At 66.4% G+C, this 19,064-nt stretch carries 18 protein-coding genes; 8 read left to right on the top strand and 10 right to left on the bottom strand.

Going from position 1 to position 19,064, the window contains the following annotated elements:
- Nucleotides 1-70: 70 nt before the first annotated feature.
- From CA236_RS16770 to parA, 3 genes are read right to left on the bottom strand one after another with little or no spacing between them, the layout of a single operon-like run.
- Nucleotides 71-250, bottom strand: a complete 180-nt coding sequence (locus tag CA236_RS16770; protein ID WP_125946481.1) for a hypothetical protein — start codon at nt 248-250, stop codon at nt 71-73.
- Nucleotides 251-306: 56 nt separating this feature from the next.
- Nucleotides 307-615 carry a ribbon-helix-helix domain-containing protein gene (locus tag CA236_RS16775; RefSeq protein ID WP_125946482.1) on the bottom strand — a complete coding sequence of 103 codons (309 nt, stop codon included), beginning with the start codon at nt 613-615 and terminating at the stop codon, nt 307-309.
- Nucleotides 615-1,265: a ParA family partition ATPase gene (parA, locus tag CA236_RS16780; RefSeq protein WP_125946483.1), complete on the bottom strand. Its 651-nt coding sequence runs from the start codon at nt 1,263-1,265 to the stop codon at nt 615-617. Before parA ends, CA236_RS16775 begins: the two co-directional genes overlap by 1 nt.
- Nucleotides 1,266-2,564: 1,299 nt before the next feature.
- Between parA and CA236_RS16785 the strand changes: the two genes are divergently transcribed.
- Complete coding sequence (locus CA236_RS16785; protein WP_125946484.1) at nt 2,565-3,086, top strand: SgcJ/EcaC family oxidoreductase; 522 nt, start codon at nt 2,565-2,567, stop codon at nt 3,084-3,086.
- Nucleotides 3,087-3,490: 404 nt separating this feature from the next.
- Here CA236_RS16785 and CA236_RS16790 read toward each other — a convergent pair whose 3' ends face one another.
- Nucleotides 3,491-3,895: an RcnB family protein gene (locus tag CA236_RS16790; RefSeq protein WP_125946485.1), complete on the bottom strand. Its 405-nt coding sequence runs from the start codon at nt 3,893-3,895 to the stop codon at nt 3,491-3,493.
- Between the two features lie 261 nt (nt 3,896-4,156).
- On the opposite strand from CA236_RS16790, the gene CA236_RS16795 reads away from it, so the two are divergent.
- Nucleotides 4,157-5,014 (top strand): thioesterase family protein, encoded by an 858-nt coding sequence (locus tag CA236_RS16795; RefSeq protein ID WP_125946486.1) that lies wholly within the window; start codon nt 4,157-4,159, stop codon nt 5,012-5,014.
- 210 nt (nt 5,015-5,224) lie between these two features.
- Here the strand turns inward: CA236_RS16795 and CA236_RS16800 are convergent, their stop codons facing one another.
- Nucleotides 5,225-6,127 (bottom strand): helix-turn-helix domain-containing protein, encoded by a 903-nt coding sequence (locus CA236_RS16800; protein ID WP_125946487.1) that lies wholly within the window; start codon nt 6,125-6,127, stop codon nt 5,225-5,227.
- A 463-nt stretch (nt 6,128-6,590) separates the two neighbouring features.
- Entirely contained in the window at nt 6,591-7,628 is a 1,038-nt protein-coding gene (locus CA236_RS16805) for a replication initiator protein A (RefSeq protein WP_125946488.1), read from the bottom strand.
- Nucleotides 7,629-7,915: 287 nt separating this feature from the next.
- On the opposite strand from CA236_RS16805, the gene CA236_RS16810 reads away from it, so the two are divergent.
- The 3 genes from CA236_RS16810 (at nt 7,916) to CA236_RS16820 (ending at nt 10,026) form a co-directional block, all read left to right on the top strand.
- Entirely contained in the window at nt 7,916-8,101 is a 186-nt protein-coding gene (locus tag CA236_RS16810) for a hypothetical protein (RefSeq protein ID WP_125946489.1), read from the top strand.
- A 210-nt stretch (nt 8,102-8,311) separates the two neighbouring features.
- Complete coding sequence (locus CA236_RS16815) at nt 8,312-8,923, top strand: hypothetical protein (protein WP_164518974.1); 612 nt, start codon at nt 8,312-8,314, stop codon at nt 8,921-8,923.
- 50 nt (nt 8,924-8,973) lie between these two features.
- Entirely contained in the window at nt 8,974-10,026 is a 1,053-nt protein-coding gene (locus CA236_RS16820; RefSeq protein ID WP_125946491.1) for a hypothetical protein, read from the top strand.
- 40 nt (nt 10,027-10,066) lie between these two features.
- On the opposite strand, the gene CA236_RS16825 is transcribed toward CA236_RS16820, so the two are convergent.
- Nucleotides 10,067-11,077, bottom strand: a complete 1,011-nt coding sequence (locus CA236_RS16825) for a tyrosine-type recombinase/integrase (protein WP_125946492.1) — start codon at nt 11,075-11,077, stop codon at nt 10,067-10,069.
- A gap of 294 nt (nt 11,078-11,371) precedes the next feature.
- Between CA236_RS16825 and CA236_RS16830 the strand changes: the two genes are divergently transcribed.
- The gene (locus CA236_RS16830; RefSeq protein ID WP_241212727.1) at nt 11,372-11,674 is read left to right on the top strand and encodes a hypothetical protein; all 303 of its coding nucleotides are present in this window, start codon (nt 11,372-11,374) and stop codon (nt 11,672-11,674) included.
- Between the two features lie 463 nt (nt 11,675-12,137).
- Here the strand turns inward: CA236_RS16830 and CA236_RS16835 are convergent, their stop codons facing one another.
- Nucleotides 12,138-12,554, bottom strand: a complete 417-nt coding sequence (locus tag CA236_RS16835) for an acyl-ACP desaturase (protein ID WP_241212728.1) — start codon at nt 12,552-12,554, stop codon at nt 12,138-12,140.
- A 368-nt stretch (nt 12,555-12,922) separates the two neighbouring features.
- On the opposite strand from CA236_RS16835, the gene CA236_RS16840 reads away from it, so the two are divergent.
- Entirely contained in the window at nt 12,923-15,184 is a 2,262-nt protein-coding gene (locus CA236_RS16840; RefSeq protein ID WP_241212729.1) for a heavy metal translocating P-type ATPase, read from the top strand.
- Nucleotides 15,181-15,564, top strand: coding sequence for a Cu(I)-responsive transcriptional regulator (cueR, locus tag CA236_RS16845; RefSeq protein WP_122163086.1), 384 nt, complete (start codon nt 15,181-15,183; stop codon nt 15,562-15,564). Before CA236_RS16840 ends, cueR begins: the two co-directional genes overlap by 4 nt.
- Before the next feature lie 32 nt (nt 15,565-15,596).
- On the opposite strand, the gene CA236_RS16850 is transcribed toward cueR, so the two are convergent.
- On the bottom strand, nt 15,597-16,298 hold the full coding sequence (locus tag CA236_RS16850) for a DUF6118 family protein (RefSeq protein WP_206430613.1): 702 nt from the start codon (nt 16,296-16,298) through the stop codon (nt 15,597-15,599).
- A 6-nt stretch (nt 16,299-16,304) separates the two neighbouring features.
- The coding region (gene traA / locus CA236_RS16855; RefSeq protein WP_125946495.1) for a Ti-type conjugative transfer relaxase TraA at nt 16,305-19,064 on the bottom strand (2,760 nt) is incomplete at its 5' end.

The raw sequence follows: 19,064 nt of genomic DNA on the forward strand, positions 1-19,064 counted from the left end.
TCACGCAGGCCACCTCTCTACGGCCTCATCATCGCGTTGCCGCCATCACTGGCGTTATGGGCAGCGATACTCATTCTTCTGCTTGACTAAAGCTACCCGCAGCCGCGCCTTGTTTATCAATGACCGTAGCGCTTGATGCCTGGCGGCGCAGTTTCTGGCGACGACGCTTTTCCCAGGACCAGGCGCCTAACGGCAAGCCGATAACCACCACCAGGATGATAAGCCCGTAGGCGATAACTTCGCGGTCCATTACTCAATCATACCTTTCACCATCCACGCCACCATTGTTTCATGGTTCATTGTGGATCACTCTCCAATCGGGCTTTCCCCGTACTTGCGTAAGACATCGTTGAACGCTTCTGCCATCAACGCCTGCAAACTGCGGTCCTGACGCCGGGCGAGCATGTGCATGGCAAAGCTCATCTCCGGGGTGAAGAAACCGGCGATCTGCTTGCGGCCGACCCGGCTTTCCGGGCGTGGTGTGGCGGGCGCTTTTGGCCTGTCTTCGGCCTCGTCCGATACAGCTGCGGCCTGTTGCCGGGGAAGATCGGCCAGCGGCGTTTTGGGCGCTGGGGCGGCGGTGCGCAGATTGGCGAAGCTCGGCTTGCGGCTCATCAGACGGCCTTTCGAAAACGCGGTGCCGGCATGTCTAGCTGTCGACATGTCCATTTATATAGATCGCGGATCTCGGCCGCGGCGCGGCCCTCGGGTTCCAACTCGGTCACGGTGCGCCCTTCGGCACTGGCATGGCGATAAGCGGCGCGATCGGGGAGGATCACGGGCGCAGGCGGCGTGCCGTAGCTGTCGACCAGCTCCCCCGCCTCGGCATAGACGCGGGCTGCGTTCGGAGGCCCGGCGGTGAAGACGACGAAAGCGGGCTTGCGCAGCAGTTGCACGAGCTTCGCCGTGGTCTGGATCGCAGCGAGGTCGAAGGCGCTCGGGCGGCACGGGATCAGCACGAGATCGGCGACCTCGACCGCGGCGCGCGCGGCGCTATCGGCATGGGGGGGCGTGTCGATGACGATGAGCTCGGCCCCCTGCCCTTCCGCCGCGGCGACCTTGGCGGCGAGCCGCGGCGGGGGGCTGTCGATCACTTCGGGCGGCTGATCCTGGCGCCAGGCCGCCCATTGGCTGGCGGTGGCCTGCGGATCGGTATCGATGATGAGCGCAACGCGCCCCGCCTCCTGCGCAATCGCGGCGAGGTGAAGCGCCAGCGTCGTCTTCCCCGCCCCGCCCTTCTGGCTGATGATCGCGATTGTCGGCATGGCGACGCTGCTACATGTCGACATGATGGCTTGTCGAGAAGCATTTTGGCCGGTGCCAGCGGTTTGGCCGCATCCCGTGGCGGGCGAGGCCGTGACGGCCGTGCGATGCGAAACCCGGTTGTTCATCCCCTGCCCTGGCGCGCGTGGGGCGGCGGTTCGGGAGCAGGCAAGGCGCATGGTCTGGCGGGGTGTTGGGTGTCGGGCAGGGACTATCTTGCCTGTCGATGTGTCGACAGGCCGACAAGTAGATGGGTGGGATCTGCCGTGGTCAGCCTGAGGAAGGTCCTGGTCGCCAGACGCCTGTCCTCCTGATCTGATCCGAGCCTCGCTTCTTTTGCAAGCTGATGAACAGCCAACATGCTACCGAATTGTCCACTATCCCGCTGTCCCGCCCAGAAGTGGACCGGCAGGAAGCGCGCCAAAGCCGCCGGTCCGCTAACGCCCAATTGCGGGCATTGCCGCGTCATGGATAGAAGAAGAGGTGCCTGACGCGACGAGCCAAGCTGACGATTATCGCCGTCCTTCCCCAACCCGCCCGGTAAGCGGGCTGTTGATGCTGGGCCTTCTGACTGTGCCTCTCTTGTTCGGCTGGTTCCTGGCACGCCGCGGCCACGCGAACAGCACGAGAGTAATTGTAGCAGTGTACGCTCTGCTCGCGCCCGCAATCGCGATCTTCGCTCGTTAGGGCAGCGAAGGGCGTCTGTCCGCTTTCCTCCCAGTTGCGGACATTCGCTAATCTGATCAGGAGCGAGGCATGGCGCAGCTAAGTCACCGTCTGCGACGGATCGTCGATCGCGAATGGATAAGAGTCGGTTGGGCCGGGATGCCGACACTGCGGCACCATCTAATCGCAGTTGCACCTATGATCTGCTTGCTCGTCCCGGCAACGGTAGTTGAGCAATGGTCGTACAATGCCGGTGCGGCGATCCTCTTCGTGGGCCTCTTCTTGTACGGCGGACTGATCATGTGGATACATGTGCGAAGAATGGTCGGCTTAGGCTACTGCTCTTCAATCCGTTCGAAACGCGTTGCGAAGCGCTTCCGGCGAAAGCGTATTCGGTCGTTTGCTTCTTCCGTTAACGAGAACTGTGCGAACGTCCGCTAGCCTTGCCATTCTCAGACATTCGGCCGCGGGTACTGGCTTCATCCATGCGGGTAAGATGGCTACGCTACGCCGCGGAAAAGCGTCACAAGGTGGAGGGTATCTACGCAACCAAGCGACCAATCCGGATGGCAGGGAGCCGTTGCTTTCCGATACGGCTGTGACATCCTTCGTATCTGTCTTGATGGGAGGGCGTGATGCGACTTGCCCGCTACAGTGTTCCCCTGCTTCTGTTAACGGCGGTTGTGTTTGTTCGGTCCGCCATGGCGCAAGATCTCAGCCCAGATGCTGCAACGAGGTCCGAGATCTTCGCGCTGGTCGCGGCCGAGGACAAGGCATGGAACAGTGGGAATGCTGAGGAATTCGGGGCCCGGGTTCTGCCAAACGTCGTTTTCACGAATATCGTTGGCATGTTCACGGTCGGGAGAGAGCCCTTTCTACGGCAGCACCGAACCATTTTCTCGACGATCTATAAGGGAAGCACCAATCATCAGACCGTTCAGCACATCACGCTGTTGAAGCCTGACGTGGCGATCGTCGACACGCTTTCCGTGGTCCGGGGGGCGCAGCATGTGCTCCCAGGAATACAGCTGATCGACGGGGCGATACACACCCGGCTTGAGCAAGTGCTCGTGCGGCGCAAGGATGGCTGGTGGGTGGCGTCTTTCCATAATGTCGCTGTAAACCCGGTGGCGGATCAACCGCCCCCGACGCAGTGACGTCCTACCGTTCTTTGAAGGGCGATGATCCTGCGGGTACAGCCCGCAATATTCGGGTAAATCACGTGCGCGGAACGGCAGAAATGCGTCATCACGACGGAGGGTTGCTCCGCCGCTACACGCCCGTGAAGCAACACAGCTGGTTTTCTCTGTAGATACAACCACCTGACCATCACTGCCAGTGCTGCCCAATCCATCGACATCCCGACATGTCGACAGATAAAGTGAGATAAGGCGTATGCGGGGCGGCTCCTGGCGACCGTTGCTTGTGCGTCGTTACGCCGGGTTGGGGCGCTGCTTGCGGCTTGGGCGCAGGTGGGAACCAGTAGCTTTACCGGCCTGGGGCGAGGGCAGTGCGGCTGGTCCCGGATGACGGAGCGTTCCTCCGCCACCCGGGTGGGGGCTCAGCGGATCAGGCTGGCGAAGACCGCGGCGACGATGCCGCTGGTGATGCCGACTAGCACCGCGTCATTGCCCGACTGGACGTAGTGATAGCCGCGCGGCGGGGCCGTGAGGCCGCGATACTGGCGATAGTCGATCTGGCGGTAGTTGCGGGCCTGGCGGCTGTCGAACCGCTCGCCCTTGCGCCAGTTGCTGCGATACTGGACCGCCGGGGCACGATAACGCGTGTTCTGCTTCACCACGACCGGGCCGTGCCCGCGCTGCTGGACGACCACCGGGCCATGACCGCGCTGCTGCACCGAATGGTGGGCCGGATTGTGCGCCGGGCCGCGATAGGGCTGCGCCGCAGCGAGCGTGGGCGTGGCGACCATCGTGGTGGCGAGGGCTGCGATCAGAAAGCGGTTCATGCTCAAACTCCTTCGTGCCGATGGTGATCGGCGTTGAAGGCAAGATGGCGGTCAGCTGTCGCCGGCATGTGTCGGGCGGCGGCCCAAATGGTCGCAAACTGTGCCAGCGCCCGGACGGCCTGCGCCGGAGCAGGGTACGACAAACAGACCTCGCGACACGTCGATGTGTCGACATTTCGACATGTCGGCTTTTTGGCACGCTCCGGTCCTTGGCGTTCCGGCGGATCTCACTCATAAAGTGGCGACAACAAAGGGGGATGCATGGCCGGGTTGATGGCAGCGACGGCGCTGGCGCCGAGCGGGGACGGGTATCGCGCGATGCTTGATCCGGCGTGGGAGATCTGGGGCCCGGCGGGCGGCTATATCGCGGCGATCGCGCTGCGTGCGGTGCGGGAGCGCGCAGCGGAGGGCCATCGGCCGGCGTCGCTCATGGGCCAGTTCGTGCGGGTGGCGAAGCCGGGCGCGATCGACGTCGCGGTCGAGGCGGTGAAGGAAGGGGGCTCCGCGCTGTATCTCGTGACGCTGGCGCAGGAGGGACGGCCGGTGTTCCTGGCGCAGATCTGGACGACGAAGCGCAGCGAAGCCTCGCTGTCGGTGACGCCGGTGATGCCCAACGTGCCGGCACCGGAGGCGCTGCGCGGCCAGGACGAGCTGCTGGTCGAGCGCGGCATCGCGTGGAACCGCTTCTGGGGCAATCTGGAGGGCCGGCCGGTGCATTTCCGGCTGGCCGAGGACCCGCCGGCGCCGGTGCCGAGCCAGCGGCGCTGGCTGCGCTTTCGCGACTGGGTGGGGGAGGGGACGCCGAGCGAGACAGCGGGCGACGAGGCGGCAGGCGACCCGTTCCTCGATGCGATGCGTACCGCGCTGCTGATCGATCTGGGCATCTGGCCCGGGCATTGGCACCGGCTTCAGGAAAACGCGGACTATCAGGCGCCGTCGCTTGACCTCACCGTCTATTTCCATGGCAGCGGGCCGGCCGGGGACTGGCTGCTGAGCGATGCGGACAGCGATGTGTCGGGCAACGGGCTGATCAGCGGGCGCGTGCGGATCTGGAGCCGCGACGGACGCGCGCTGGCGACGGGCAGCGGGCATTGCCTGGTGACGCGGCCGCGGGGCTAGGGCCACCCAGGACCAATTTGAACCGGTCTGCATCGATCTGCCGACACGTCGACATGGCGACAGGCCGACGCATCGACACTGACCGTTGAGTGCTGACCAGCGAGGGGCCACGCCAGAAACCGCTTGGTCCCCCTAGGGAGCATTGCGTCGGCGCAAGCCGGCGCTTCTAGCCGTGCCGTTTGAGGTTCGAGTGGTGGGTTAGGTGCGGGTTCAGCGTGTCTGGCCGTCAGGCCCGACGTGTCGGCCGACTAGGCCGACGCCGCTTTCCCGTGAACAGATAGAATCCAGTAGCGGTTGAGGCTGGTTTTGAGACTCGCAGCTAGTGATCGTTTCGCGGCGATCGATGTGAGCGCCGAGCTTGGCGAGGACGCGGCCGAGCGATCCGCCGACCAGGGTCTGGGCGAGCTCGCGGCAGGAGAGGCTGTCGTGCATCGCAGCGACCTCCGCGGTGCGCTCGGCCGCGCGCTGCTCGACGTCGACGGGAAGCGGGGCAGGGGAGAGCCAGCGCGGCAGGTGCGGGAGCAGGCGTGCGGGCAGCAGCGGGCGATAGGCGTTGGAGGTCTGGGCGTAGCGCGGGGCTTCGCCTGCGCCTTCCTCACGCGCGACACGCTTGAAACGGCGCTGGCGGACGAGGAAGCCGGCGAGCTCGAGCGCGCGCAGCGCCCGGGCCACGGTCGCGCGGCCGAGCGCGGTCGCCTCGGCGAGCCGGTCATAGCTGGGGAAGACGCGGCCCCGGTTCAGGCGGGCGAGGGTGCAGATCTCCTCATAGACGCGCACCGCGCCGGCAGTGAGCCCGGCAAGCGCGGCCTCGGCCGGCGATAGGACACGGCCCTCGGTGCGTACCGCGCGCTTCAGCCGGCGCCCGGCGTCGAGCGCGGCGCGCGCCAGGCGCAGCAGGCGATCGGGCTCGCCCTTGGCGGGGACGGCGAAGAAATGCTCCTCGAAGGTGCCCGCCTCGATACTGTCACGGCGGATCGGCGCACCGGTCCGGTGCGGCGCGCCGCTGCGGGCGGGCGGGCGCACGCGCAGGGCCGCCATGCCGGGCGCGCGGCCAGGCGGCGGGACGCGGCCAAGCGCCAGCGCCGTCGCTTCCCCCAGGGTAAACGCCATCATCTTCCTTCCCCCTCAAGGGGCCGGGACACAGACAAAAAGAGGGCGTGGCGCGAAACGCGCATCCTTGAACCGGGGAGGGTTCCGGGGTATCTGGAGGGAGCAGTTGGTTTTGCTCCGGGTCGACGTTTGGCGTCGTCGCTCCATCAAACTCCTGGGATGCCCGGCCTTCGTGCCGGGCTTTCCTTTATGAGGTCACGGCCACCTGCTTGCTTCGCGCCGGCCCCATGCCGGCGTTCCGCGATATTCTCGCAGGTTAATTCCATCATCGGAAGACGTTACAGTTCGTGCTTTCGAGTATGAAATGCCGAAAAAGTTCGTGCTTTCGAGTATCTATTGGCACGCGCATTCGTGCTTTCGAGTATTAATTACGGCAATACTTCGTGCTTTCGAGTATCAATTAATGCGGGTCTTTGCCGTGTCGGTGAGCCGATTCGAACACTGATTCGCGTTGCAGGGCGGAACGTCAGGCCACCTCGTCCGCAGCCTGATCGGAAAGCGCGGGCTGATCGCCAGATGCGCCCTTATCGACAGATGCGCCCTGATCTACAGATGCCGGCGCGCGGCGCGTGATGACGACGCTGACCGGCGCCGCCTTGCGCCCGCGCCCGCCGGTGTTCTCGGCCGGCGCCTCGCCCTCGACCAGCGCGAGATCATAGTCGGGGATCGTATCGGTTCCCGCGATCTGCTTCAGCGCGGCGCGGAAATTGGCGAGCGGGTTCTGATAGCCGATCTGCAGCCGGAAGGTGGCGAGATCGATCTCCAGCCGCTCGCCATCCAGCGTATCGGGGCTGGCGGCACGGGCGACTTCGTAGATGCGCCGCTCGATCGGTCCGAGCTGGAAATAGGCTGCGGCATAATCGAGCACCTGGCGATCGCGCAGGATCGCCCGGTACAGCCAGTCGCACAGCCGGACCTTGACGGCCTTCAGCCGCTTTTCGCCAGTACGCGTCTTGGAATAGTGCAGCCGTGCCTCGGACAGCCACGAGAAGAAGCCTTCCTCGCCTTCGCCGCCAGCCTCGATATTGGTCTTGATCTGCGTGCCCTGCAGCCGCTCGAGCGCCTCGGACAGCCGCTGATAGGAGCGCGCCGAGTGGTTCGACCCGGTGACCGAGAACAGATCGTGCGCGGTGAAGACGAAATCCTGCTCGACCTGCTCGCCCGCCTCAAGCTTCGCCGCCATCAGGCTCGCGATATAGAGCACGATTTCCTTGTCGTAGATCGTCGCGACGCCATTAGCGGACGGGCGCACCTCGATCGAGACCGGACCGTGATGATAGGTCAGCGGCTTCATCCACGCGCTTTTCGCCAGCGCGAAGAAGGGAAAGGCCATCAGCGAGCGTTCGCCGCGGATCTCGCCGGTCAGCGGGCTGTCGAGCTGGAACAGATCGCGCTGCGACCCGTCGCGACGGCGAGCAGGGGCCTTGGCGGCAGCTTTGACGGGGGACTTGGCCGAGGAGGGGGCGGGCGGCTTCGCGGCCTTGCCGGCGGGCTTGGTAGGCATGTTGGATTTCCTACTCGAAAGCACGAACTTTGGGGAGGAAAAGCCGCGCGCCCGTGGAAGGGGTGATGAAGCGCTGTTGGATTCGTGCTTTCGAGTATGAATTGGGCGCTGGGAATTTCGATATCGCAAAGGCCGCTCGACGGGTCGATATGTCGACATGTCGGAGGCTGGAATGTTGCCGTCCGCATTTCACCGCAAGCGCTGGTCAGCTCGCGGGATTACTACCGAATTGGCAGGAACATTCTGGACGATCGCCTGTTACGGCCTCCCGTCGCGGGGAGGTGTACATGCGTATCAATACTGAGTTCGATCCGGTCTTCGATGGGCAAGACCGGCGCACCGGCGATCAGCCGCGCGCCGAGCACGACCCGCACGCCAGGCATCGGGCGTTCGTGTTCGACGGCTGGTCCTATCAGCCGATGGCCGAACCGCAGGCAGCTGAAACTGTCCTGCCGGCGAAGCCAGCCCACTAGGCATCATCCGACGTAGATCGCCCCGGCGTATCGCTTGCTTTTTAGCAGGCACTGCGCCTTCACAGGGTGATGCATCAATTCGAGACCCTGACCTATCTTGACGTCCAGAAGACCGGGTCCTCGTTCGTTAGCCAGTTCCTATCGAAGCACATGCGTGAACGCGATGCCGGACTGCGCAAACATGCCCCTGTTGCCAATCGGCAGGCGAGGATGTTCTACCTGGTCTCGGTTCGGGATCCCCTGCAGCAATATATCTCACTGTTCCGTTACGGCGCTGGCGGCCATGGTTCGCTGCGGGCGTTCATCGATGCCCAAGGTCAAGGAGCGTTATACGACAGCGTGCCGCACGGCCCGGTCGCGGCGCTGGAACGCTGGCTCGATTTTGTTCTTCGCCCTCGCCATACCGCGATCTTGGGCGAAGGATATCATCTGTCCTGCCCCGACCTGATCGGGTTTCAGACTTTTCGATTCCTGATGCTGGCGCTGCCGGATGCCCGTGCGCGGCTGGCAACGGCGGAACGCCGGCTCGACGTGCGACGCCTATATCGCGCCGAGGGCCTGCCCGATGCGGTGATCCGCACGGAGCATCTGCGCGAAGATCTGGACGCTCTCATTGATGGGCCGCTTGCGCCCAGGCTGCACGATGCGACCGCCGCCCGCCACGACCTGCGCGACATCGCGCCCGTCAATGTCAGCCGCATTGCACCGGAGTTGCGCAATACGGCGATCAGCCCCGAACTGGCGGCGCGGGTGCGCGCCCGCGAGTGGCTGCTGTACGAGCAATTCTACGCCGATCCCGCCCGATCCGCCGATAATGCTTGATGCGGGCGCGAGGCACCGGAAGATACCGCGCATCATGTTGCGTCACTTCCATGGATGATCCCGGGCCCGCGCCGGGGGTGCGCCGGCGAACGGCGATCCTGCACATCGGCATGGAAAAGACCGGCACCACAACGCTGCAACAGGCGCTCGCCCGATCGAGCGATGCGCTGAGGCAGGGCGGCTTTCGCTATCCGCTGCTTGGCGCGGGGAACGCCCATGCCGCGCTGGTCGCGCGCGCCAAGACGCGCGGGGACGAGGCGGATCTGCCGGCGCTTGCCGGCCGGCGGGCCGATGAAAGCCGCGCCGCATTCGATGCCCGGATCGACGCGGAACTGGCCCGCGAGGTCGCCGCCCATCCCGATGCCACGTTCATTCTTTCGTCCGAACATGCCTCGTCACGGCTGAACCACCCGCCCTGCATTCGCCAGCTGAAGGCTGTGCTCGACCGGCATTTCGACGACATCCGCATCTGCGTCTATCTGCGCCGCTGGGATCGCATGGCCCTCAGCGCTTATTCCACCTTCGTCCAGAACGGCCTCGCCAGCCTGGCGCCGTTCCAGCATTTCCGGGGCACCTCCTATCTCGATTATGCCGGCATGCTGGCGCGCTGGGCGGCGGTGTTCGGGCCCACACGGATGCAGGTCGCGATCTTTGAACGCAGCAAGCTTGCCGGCGGCTCGATCGTGCCCGATTTCGCGGCGCGCTTCGGCCTGCCCACGCTCGACGAGCGGCGGGACGCGAATGCGTCGCTCGATTTCGACGATCTGCGCGCACTGGCGCTGATCAACCGCTTGCTGGAAGAGCGAAACCTGCCGAATGCGTCGGCCATCCGGGCCCACATCATCGCCGGCCTTCGAAAGAGCAACGGACCGATCCCGATCGCACCGGACAAGGCACGGCATTTCAACCGCTATCATGCCGATCAAGCCGAGACGATCCGCGCGCTGTATTTCCCCGAACGCCCATCGCTGTTCGACGATGATTACAGCGCCTATCGGGCGCCGGACGAACCAGCGGCGGTGAACTGGCAAATGACGGCGGGCAAGCTGGTCGAGGCGCTGAATGGCGTGCTTGGCGGATCGCCGGCTCCGCTGTCGCCCTGATCGTCACGGCGACACGCCTACGTGTCGACACGCCGACACGTCAGATCATGACCCGCTCCACCTCGTCCAGCGTCACTTCGTCCGAACGGCGGTCGTAGAGCTGCGTCGTACGGGTGGAGGCGTGGTTGGCCATTGCCGCGGCGCGTTCCAGCGTGCCCCCGTTCTTCAGGTAAGCGGTGATCCCGGTCGCACGGAACGAATGGTTGCCGATCGCCGTGTCGATCCCCGCCGCGGCCGCACGCCGGCGCACCATCTGATAAGCGCTGGCCTGGGGCAGGGGGGTCTGGCTGAGCTGCCCGGTGCCGCGCCCGATGGTGCGGAACAGCGGCGCGCGCCGGTCAGCGGGGCGATCCCCCGCCAGCCCGCAGCCATCGATATAGGCGTGGAGATAGTCTTCGAGATTGTGGTGGCAGGGCATTTCATGCCGCTTGCCGCCCTTTTCGTGCAATCGCACCCACAGGCGCCGGTTCTGCACAAAGACGTCGTCCACGCGCATGGCCAGCGCCGCGCCAATCCGCGCGAACGAATAGACCATGAGGCCGATCAGCGCGCGGTCGCGCAGCCCGATCGGTGTGGACACGTCGATCGCGTCGATCAGCTGGCGCGCCTCGGCAGGATCGAGCACCGGCGTCTTGCCGCGCCGCACGCTATACGCCGGGCCACGCACCGACACGGCCGGGTTCTGCGCCACCACCTGCGCGCGCACCAGCCAGTCGAACAGGTGCCGGATCCCGGCGAGCCGCTGCTTCACCGTCGGTACCGAGACATGGCGGCCGAGCTCCTCGATCCAGGCAGCGACATGCAGCGGCTGGATCTGGGGAAGGGCGGTGACCCCGCGCTGGGCGCACCAGCCGAGGAAATCGGCCACGCCGCGGGCATAGGCGCGGCGGGTGTGCGGATTGCGGATCGTGGCGGCGAAAAACTCAAGGAAGTGGCGCTGCGCCTCCGGCCCCGTCGCCACCACGATCGGCGGGAGCGCCAGACCCGGGAGAAGCGAGGGGGCGGGGGAGCGCGCGCCAAGGGACGCGGCGGAAGAAAGGCTCGCGAGCATGATACCGATCCTAGCAGCACGGAACGGCACGTGAATCCCCCTGGGGTGCTGACGGGGCAATTAACCCTCGCGCGCTTCGGGGTGGTTGGACATGTCGATATGCCGATATGTCGATATGTCGACGCGACGACATGGTGGCATCGCTACATGCTTGGCGAGGGGAGCCGCGCCGCGACCGGTACGCCCCGACCCACGGCTGGGCGCCAGAGGGCCAAGGTCAGAGGGCCAGGGGGTGAACCCCGGTCATGCAACCAAATCAGCGGCGCGTGGTTCATGCCGTGCGCGTTTCGCTTGATGGCGAAGGATGCCGTGCGCCTGATGAGGAGGACCTACATGATCACCAAATTCCTGACAGCTGCAGCCGCAACTGCCATGGTCGCCGCCCCCGTGGCCGCGTCGGCAGCCCCCGCTGCACCCACCAGCGCAGCCTCCAGCCTGTCGCTCGGCAACTCAACCCGCGCCGCCGCTCCGACGACCGGCGCCAACAAGGCAGCAGGCGGCAGCGGCATCGCGATCGCGCTGGGCGCCCTGCTGGCCGGCGGCATCATCTATGCCATTGTCGACGGCGCCGACGACAACGATTCCGACAGCAACTAAGCTGTTCCTCCGGCGCTCCTGCAAAGGGGCGCCGGACCGATACAGCACCCGCGGTCGTCCAAGACAACTTACGCTTCGAATACGGGATCTCCGTTGGTCGGCTTGGTCGGGAGCGGTCCTTCCTCTTAGTTGAGGCGGATGCCAAAACCCGGCTGCCTTCCGATCTCGCCCGGCCTGACTACTTCGCGCTATCAGGGCGGTGATCAGGACAAGTTGGGGAGGTCAGTTGATCGTAAGGGTCATAGGTTCACGCGCTGGCAGCATACACAACTGATCTTTTGCCAGTGTCATAACCGAGCGTGGCTGTTGAAAATCTCGCGTTCGAATTGATGTTGCGCGATTAGGGCACTGAGCGCTCTTTCAGGCCCCATTCGGCGGGCGTGTGTTAAAAAACCTATCGAACGATCCAGATTTGATGCGCCGGCCCGCCGGGGGGATGGCCGGGCCGGCGCCTGCAGCTGGCTTAGCGACGGGGGAGCTTTGCCAGGGCAGCCTTGTAAGCCGCGTAATGCGTGCCTTCGTCGACCGCGATCTGGCGGAACATCTGCGCCACCTTCTTGTCGCCGGCCGCTTCCGCCTCCTTGGCGAAATTCACGTACATCGTGACATTCTCGTAGTGCTCGCCCTTCATGGCGTCTTCGAGGTTCACATTGTTGCTGCTGCCGAGCCGCAGCGCCTGCGCTTCGCGATCGAAGTGCTCGTTGGCCTCGACGTTGGCCGATGCGCGGAAGAGCTTGGCGAGTTCGGGCTTTCCCGCCGCCTGCGCCTGGTCGGCGTACCGCAGATACTTCAGGTTGGCATAAGCCTCCCCGTGCATCGCGGCTTCGAGGTTCGCCCGCCAACTTGCGCCCTTGCCGCCTCGCTGTTGCTCACCCATCATGGCCGCTGCTCCCGATGTGTCGAAGCAGGGAACCCGTTAGAAACGCGATCGGATCATCCGGCCTTTTTCAACAGCCCCGACCGGTTTTGACCTCCTGCCATCGCGACCCTCTGGGAAAGAGACTACAGCGCGGCAGGCTCAGCAGACGATCGGGTAAACCTTGACCCTGACATGGTGTCAGACCCTACATGCTCTCGGGTCGAAGGAGTTGCGCCATGAACGACCCTCATTCTCATGCTCGTGCCGGGGACGGCTTGGCCGCCGCGGCTCCTGTCGAGCATGAACACCGTCACGCCAAAGCGGGCGGATGCTGCTCGGGTGGACGCGCGGGAGATGCCGCGGTGACGGTCATCGACCCGGTATGCGGGATGACGGTCGATCCGGAAAAGACGACGCATCATGCCGAGCACGCCGGCCATGCCTATCACTTTTGCAGCGCGCGGTGCCGGACCAAGTTCGTCGCCGATCCCGACGCCTATGTGAGCGCCAAGCCGCGTCCCGCGCCAATGGCGACGCCAGGAGCGATGTGGACATGCCCGATGCACCCGGAAATCCGGCAGGAAGGGCCGGGGACCTGCCCGATCTGCGGCATGGCGCTCGAACCGGAAGAACCGTCGCTTGATGATGCGCCCAACCCCGAACTGATCGATTTCACCCGGCGGCTATGGGTCGCGGGCGCGCTCTCGGTCCCGTTGCTCATCGTCTCGATGGTCGCCGAAATGCTCGGGCTTCATGTGGTCAGCCCGGCCGCCTCCCCCTGGGTCCAACTCGCGCTCACCGCGCCGATCGTGCTGTGGGCGGGTGCGCCGTTCTTCGTGCGAGGATGGCAGTCGCTCCGCACCCGCCACCTCAACATGTTCACCCTGATCGCGATCGGGGTCGGCGCGGCGTTCCTCTACAGCCTGGTCGCGACGCTCGCGCCCGGCATCTTCCCTGCCACCTTCCGCACGCATGGCGGGATGGTCCCGGTCTATTATGAGGCCGCCGGCGTCGTGGTGACGCTGGTGCTGCTCGGGCAAGTGCTCGAACTGCGCGCCCGGGCGGCAACGGGGCGCGCGATCCGCGCGCTCATGGACTTGGCCCCCAAGACGGCGCGCCGGTTGCGAGCGGACGGCTCTGAGGAAGAAGTCGGCCTTGCCGACGTGGCCGCCGGCGATCGGCTGCGGGTCCGCCCCGGCGAAGCGATCCCTGTCGATGGTGTGGTGATCGAGGGCCGGTCCTCCGTCGATGAATCCATGCTCACCGGGGAGCCCGCGCCGGTCCTCAAGGAAGTCGATGCGGCTGTCACCGGGGGCACCGTCAACACGACGGGCAGCCTGGTCATGGAAGCGCGCGCAGTCGGCTCCGATACGATGCTCGCCCGCATCGTCCGCATGGTCGCGGAAGCGCAGCGCAGCCGTGCGCCGATCCAGGCGGTCGCCGATCGGGTGTCGGGCTGGTTCGTGCCGCTGGTCGTGCTGATCTCGATCGCGACGTTCGTGGTGTGGTCGCTGGTCGGCCCTGAACCGCGCATGGGCCATGCCCTGCTCAACGCCATCGCCGTTCTCGTCATCGCCTGCCCCTGTGCCTTGGGGCTCGCCACGCCCATGTCGATCATGGTCGGCACGGGACGCGGCGCGCGTGCCGGCGTGCTGGTGAAGAACGCGGAAGCCCTCCAGGGGCTGGAGAAGGTCGATACGCTCGTGATCGACAAGACCGGCACGTTGACGGAAGGGAAGCCCAAGCTGGTCGCGATCGAGGCGTCGGGCGCGGTCAGCGAAGGCGAGCTGCTGGCGCTCGCCGCTGCGGTCGAGGCCCAATCCGAACACCCGCTCGCCCATGCCATCGTCACCGCCGCCAAGGAACGCGGATTGCAGCTTGGCGCGGTCGCGGACTTTGCCTCGCAAACTGGCCTTGGGGTCAGCGCCAAGGTGGACGGCCGCCAGGTCGTAATCGGTAACGCCGCGCAGATGCGCCGGATCGGAGCTGACCCCGCCCCGCTCGATGAAGCCGCCGATCGTCGCCGTCGCGAAGGCGCGGGCGTCATGCTGGTCGCGGTTGACGGGACGCTCGCCGGCATGGTCGCGGTCGCCGATCCGGTGCGCGCCAATGCCCGGGAAGCGATCGCTGCGCTCCGCAAGGAAGGGCTGCGGGTCGTGATGCTGACGGGGGATAATCGCACCACGGCCGATGCCGTCGCCCGCGCGGTGGGCGGACTCGATGAAGTCCGCGCCGATCTGCGGCCGGAAGACAAGGCCCGGATCGTTGCCGAGCTGAAAGCTGGCGGCGCACGGGTGGCGATGGCCGGCGACGGCATCAACGATGCGCCGGCGCTGGCGGCTGCGGACGTGGGCCTGGCGATGGGCACGGGAACGGACGTGGCGATCGAAAGCGCCGGCATGACACTCACGCGCGGCGATCTCTCGGCGATCGTGCGCGCCCGCAAGCTCGCGCACGCCACGATGCGGAATATCCGGCAAAACCTGTTCTTCTCGTTCCTGTTCAACGGCATCGGTGTGCCGATCGCTGCCGGCGTGCTCTATCCCGTCGCCGGCCTGCTGCTGTCGCCGATGATCGCTGGCGCGGCGATGGCGCTGTCGTCGTTCACCGTCGTCCTCAACGCGCTGCGGCTCAATGCGGTGAAGCTGTGAACATCGGGGCGGCATCCGACGCCAGCGGCGTCTCCCAGCGCATGATCCGCCACTATGAAAAGATCGGGCTCGTTCCCGCGCCGCCCCGGCGCGGCAGCTACCGGGACTATAGCGACGCCGATGTTCACCGGCTGCGCTTCATCGCCAATGCGCGTGACTTGGGGTTTCCGATCGAGGAAATCCGCACGCTGCTCGCCCTGTGGTCGGATCGCGGTCGGGCAAGCGCTGAAGTGAAGGCACTGGCGGAAGCGCGCGCGGCCGAGCTGGGTCGCAAGGCGCGCGCGCTGGACGCCATGCGCCGCTCCCTTACTGCGCTCGCCGAAGCCTGCCACGGGGATGATCGGCCAGATTGTCCTATCATCGAGCGCTTGGCGGAATAGGTGCGGGCAGCGGTCTAACTCCGGGTCGCTGCTCATTTCCTACTCCGCTCCACCGGCCCGATCCTGACTGTGCATCGCACCGGCTCACCCGTCTGGGCCGCGTCGCGCCCGCACCGCTCGATCGCGGCGCGGTTTTCCTGCATCAACAGCCCGCCCCGGATCATCGCGTTCCACTGCTCGGGCTTGCTCACGGCCGCCAGTCGCCGGCTCGCCTCCCAGGTGTCGAGCCGCAAGGTCCGCGCCGCCATGCGCTCGGGCCATAGCCAGCCTTCGGGAGCGGCGCGCGCGACCGCACCGGCGAACGCCGCCCATAGGATCATGCCGATCACCACCCCGCCGATCGCCGTCCACGCGAGCCGGCGCTTCTGCTCCCGCGCTGTCGTCGCCGTCGCAACCAGGCCGTTTAAACGACGCGCCGCCTCGTCCAGGCTGCTCCGCGCCGTGGCGATCGTCCTCGCGTCCTCCGCCCTGACCGTCACCCCCGCTGCCGCGATCTGGCGGGCGATTCCGTCCGGCGTGATGCTGACGCCCGGCCTCTCGGCGAGCACGTCCATGCGCTCGGCAAGCTTGTTGATCGCCTTCGCAATCCGCCCCAACGTCTCGCTATAGTCGGGCTGCTCGGGCTCGGCGCGCTCGGTCGCCAGCCGCTCCACCGCGCGCCGCAACAGCGCCAGCTCGCCCTCCACCCGCGCGAACGCCTCGGCCGCGGTTTCTCCGTCCTGCTCGTCGTCCATCATATTCTACAAGCTCATGCCGCGGTCGCGGTCGCGCCCGCCGATCTGCTGCGTCAGTTCCTGCCCGATCGACCGGCCCCGCTCCATTTTCAGCTCCAGCTCGGGCGCGCGCTTCGCCAGCGCGGATTCGAGCTGGGGATCGCGGTGCAACCCGCCCGCCAGCTTCTCCATACGACCGCGCAGCCGCTCCGCCCCTTCGCGATCGCCGGCCTTCTCCAATCGCGTCCGCTGCTCGCCCATCGCGCGCCAGCTCTCCACGAACCTGCCGGCGCGAAGCTCAGGGTTGGCGCGCACCCTCGCTTCCTCGGCCATCGCCCGCGCCGCCCCGGCGGTGTTGCCCTGGGCGGCCTGCTCGGTCAGCCTGGGATCGCGCGCGAGCGCGGAAGCGAGGTCGCGCGCCGCGTCCGGGCGGGTGCGGTCCAGCGCCGCGCCGGCCTTCTCAAGCGCCTGGGCCTGGTGGGGCAGCACCGGCAAATCCTTCGCGCGCATCCGCTCTATATCGGCCGCGGCGCGCGCGTAGCGTTCGATCGCCTTGCCTTGGTCGGGCGTGGCGGGACGGTCGATCGCCGGCAACGTCGCCTTCTCGGCCGCAGGCTTCGGCCGGAAGCCGTCGAACATGCCCCGCGCCTTGTCGCGGACCTTCGCCGCCACCTGACGCGCGAGTTCCGGGAACCGGATCTCGCGCCGATCGGCGAACGCGCGCGCCTGGTCCTGCTCGGGCTTGGCGTAATCGCCCGCCATGTCCTTACCCCGGTCGCGCGACAGGGCGCGGACGATCTGGCGTTGATCGGCGAAGTCGTCGAGGCCGTAATGGAGCTGCACGTCGTCACGATGCCGCGACATGCCGACATAGGCGCTGTGCCGGTCCATGCCGGGGGTGGCAAGGATGTGCGCCCGATCGACCGTCACGCCCTGCGATTTGTGGAACGTCGCCGCATAGCCGTGATCGACATGGGCGTAATCCTTCAGGTCGAACGCGACGCCGCGCCCGTCATCGAGGCGCACCGCCATGCCCTCAGGCGATACCCGCTCGATCGTCGCCAGCGTACCGTTCTTGACCCCCATGCCGCGCTCGTTGCGCAGAAACATGATGCGGTCGCCGGTCGCGAACTGCCGCTCGCCGCGCTCGGCCTTCACCGTCACGTCGTCGCCAAGGTCGCCGGATGAGCGCAACCGGTCGCGCGCCTCGCCATTGAGGCTCTGCACCTCGGCGTTGGTATGGGTGAGGATGATGCGGGTCTTGTCCGGCTCGGCCTGGCGCGCACGATCCCAACCGTCCACCAGCTCGGCCCGCGCCTGTTCGCGCGTGTCGGCCGCGTGAACCATGCCCATGCCGTCATAGGCATGGATCGCCTCGCCCGTGCGCCCGGTCGCCAGCGCGCGCGTAGCGTCGCGCTGCCAGTCCTCGCGTTGCCGGCGTATCTCGGTGATCTCGGCCGCGCCGTGACGCTCGGTGACGCTGCGGAACGCCGCGCCGGCCTCGATCGCCTGCAACTGCTCAGGGTCGCCCACCATCACGACCTTAGCCCCGGCGTCGCGTGCCTGGGACAGCACCCGCTCCATCTGGCGCGAGCCGATCATGCCGGCCTCGTCCACCACCAGCACGTCCCTGGGGCCTAGCTGCTCGCGCCCCTGCCCCCATGCGTGTTCAAGGCTGGCGATGGTGCGGGACTGGATGCCCGACCCGCCTTCAAGGTTTTCCGCCGCGATGCCCGATAGCGCCGCGCCGCGCACCTTGTAGCCCTGCCCTTCCCACGCTTCGCGCGCGACGCCCAACATCGCGGACTTGCCGCTGCCGGCGTAGCCGACGACGGACGCCAGCCCCGCATCGCCGGTCACATGGTCGAAGGCGTCGCGCTGTTCGCCTGACAGGACAAGGCCCCGCTCCTCGGCCGCGCCGATCGCCGCGTCACGATGCCGATTGGCGACCCCATGCCCGGCGCGGTCCGCCAGTTCGTCGCCCGCGCGCTCAAGCCGGTTCTCCACCGCAATCATGTCGCGCGACGTGAACCGCTCCTGGCCGCGACCGTCCTTCCCCAATGTGACCAGCTCGGGGCTGGCGCGCACCGCCCCCATCACCTGGTCGAACTGCTCCTTGCCGTCGCTGTGCCGGAACGCGAACGTCGCAAGATCGCGGACGGTAAACGTCGCCTGTTGCCGGGTGATCGCGTCCAGCGCGACATTGGGGTTGGCGATGATCTTCTCGCCGTTCTCGCGGGCGATGCGCGTGTGATCCTCGATCCGCTCCGCCTCAAGCCCCTGCTCCGGTCGCCGCGATGCGGCCGGGCCGATCTTGTGCTGCGGCTCCAGCCCGATCCCCTGCGCCTCATAGGAACGATGGTCGATCCGGCCTTCCAAGCCCAACTCGGCCATGCGCTCGTTGACGTGCGCGCTCCACGCCTCGCGCCAGTCCTTCAACAGCTCGGTCGAATTCCAGTCACGGTTCTTCTTGCCGAACCCCTCCGGCCCCACGTCCCGCATCGTCATCATCACATGCGCGTGCGGCTTCGGCGTGCCGTCCTTCGCCTTGTCCCAATGCACGTTCAGGTCCGCGACCATCCCGCGATCCACAAACTGCTTCTTCACAAAATCGCGGGCGAGATGGACGCCCTGCTTCTCGTTCATCTCGCGCGGGATCGAGAACTCCACCTCGCGGGCAAGCTGCGCGTCCTTGCGCTTCTCGCCTGCCTCCACCTCGTTCCAGAGCGCGGTGCGGTCGTTTAAACGCTCTGGCGCGCCGTCCGGTAACATCACCTCGGAGTGGAT

It is taken from the genome of Sphingomonas sp. ABOLG (genome assembly GCF_003950435.1).
Taxonomy (GTDB): Bacteria; Pseudomonadota; Alphaproteobacteria; order Sphingomonadales; family Sphingomonadaceae; genus Sphingomonas; species Sphingomonas panaciterrae.

Coding starts and splice junctions, on each gene's coding strand:
- CA236_RS16770 (WP_125946481.1), bottom strand. CDS start 250: ATGGACCGCGAAGTTATCGCCTACGGGCTTATCATCCTGGTGGTGGTT.
- CA236_RS16775 (WP_125946482.1), bottom strand. CDS start 615: ATGAGCCGCAAGCCGAGCTTCGCCAATCTGCGCACCGCCGCCCCAGCG.
- parA (WP_125946483.1), bottom strand. CDS start 1,265: ATGCCGACAATCGCGATCATCAGCCAGAAGGGCGGGGCGGGGAAGACG.
- CA236_RS16785 (WP_125946484.1), top strand. CDS start 2,565: ATGCGACTTGCCCGCTACAGTGTTCCCCTGCTTCTGTTAACGGCGGTT.
- CA236_RS16790 (WP_125946485.1), bottom strand. CDS start 3,895: ATGAACCGCTTTCTGATCGCAGCCCTCGCCACCACGATGGTCGCCACG.
- CA236_RS16795 (WP_125946486.1), top strand. CDS start 4,157: ATGGCCGGGTTGATGGCAGCGACGGCGCTGGCGCCGAGCGGGGACGGG.
- CA236_RS16800 (WP_125946487.1), bottom strand. CDS start 6,127: ATGATGGCGTTTACCCTGGGGGAAGCGACGGCGCTGGCGCTTGGCCGC.
- CA236_RS16805 (WP_125946488.1), bottom strand. CDS start 7,628: ATGCCTACCAAGCCCGCCGGCAAGGCCGCGAAGCCGCCCGCCCCCTCC.
- CA236_RS16810 (WP_125946489.1), top strand. CDS start 7,916: ATGCGTATCAATACTGAGTTCGATCCGGTCTTCGATGGGCAAGACCGG.
- CA236_RS16815 (WP_164518974.1), top strand. CDS start 8,312: ATGTTCTACCTGGTCTCGGTTCGGGATCCCCTGCAGCAATATATCTCA.
- CA236_RS16820 (WP_125946491.1), top strand. CDS start 8,974: ATGGATGATCCCGGGCCCGCGCCGGGGGTGCGCCGGCGAACGGCGATC.
- CA236_RS16825 (WP_125946492.1), bottom strand. CDS start 11,077: ATGCTCGCGAGCCTTTCTTCCGCCGCGTCCCTTGGCGCGCGCTCCCCC.
- CA236_RS16830 (WP_241212727.1), top strand. CDS start 11,372: ATGGCGAAGGATGCCGTGCGCCTGATGAGGAGGACCTACATGATCACC.
- CA236_RS16835 (WP_241212728.1), bottom strand. CDS start 12,554: ATGATGGGTGAGCAACAGCGAGGCGGCAAGGGCGCAAGTTGGCGGGCG.
- CA236_RS16840 (WP_241212729.1), top strand. CDS start 12,923: ATGACGGTCGATCCGGAAAAGACGACGCATCATGCCGAGCACGCCGGC.
- CA236_RS16850 (WP_206430613.1), bottom strand. CDS start 16,298: ATGGACGACGAGCAGGACGGAGAAACCGCGGCCGAGGCGTTCGCGCGG.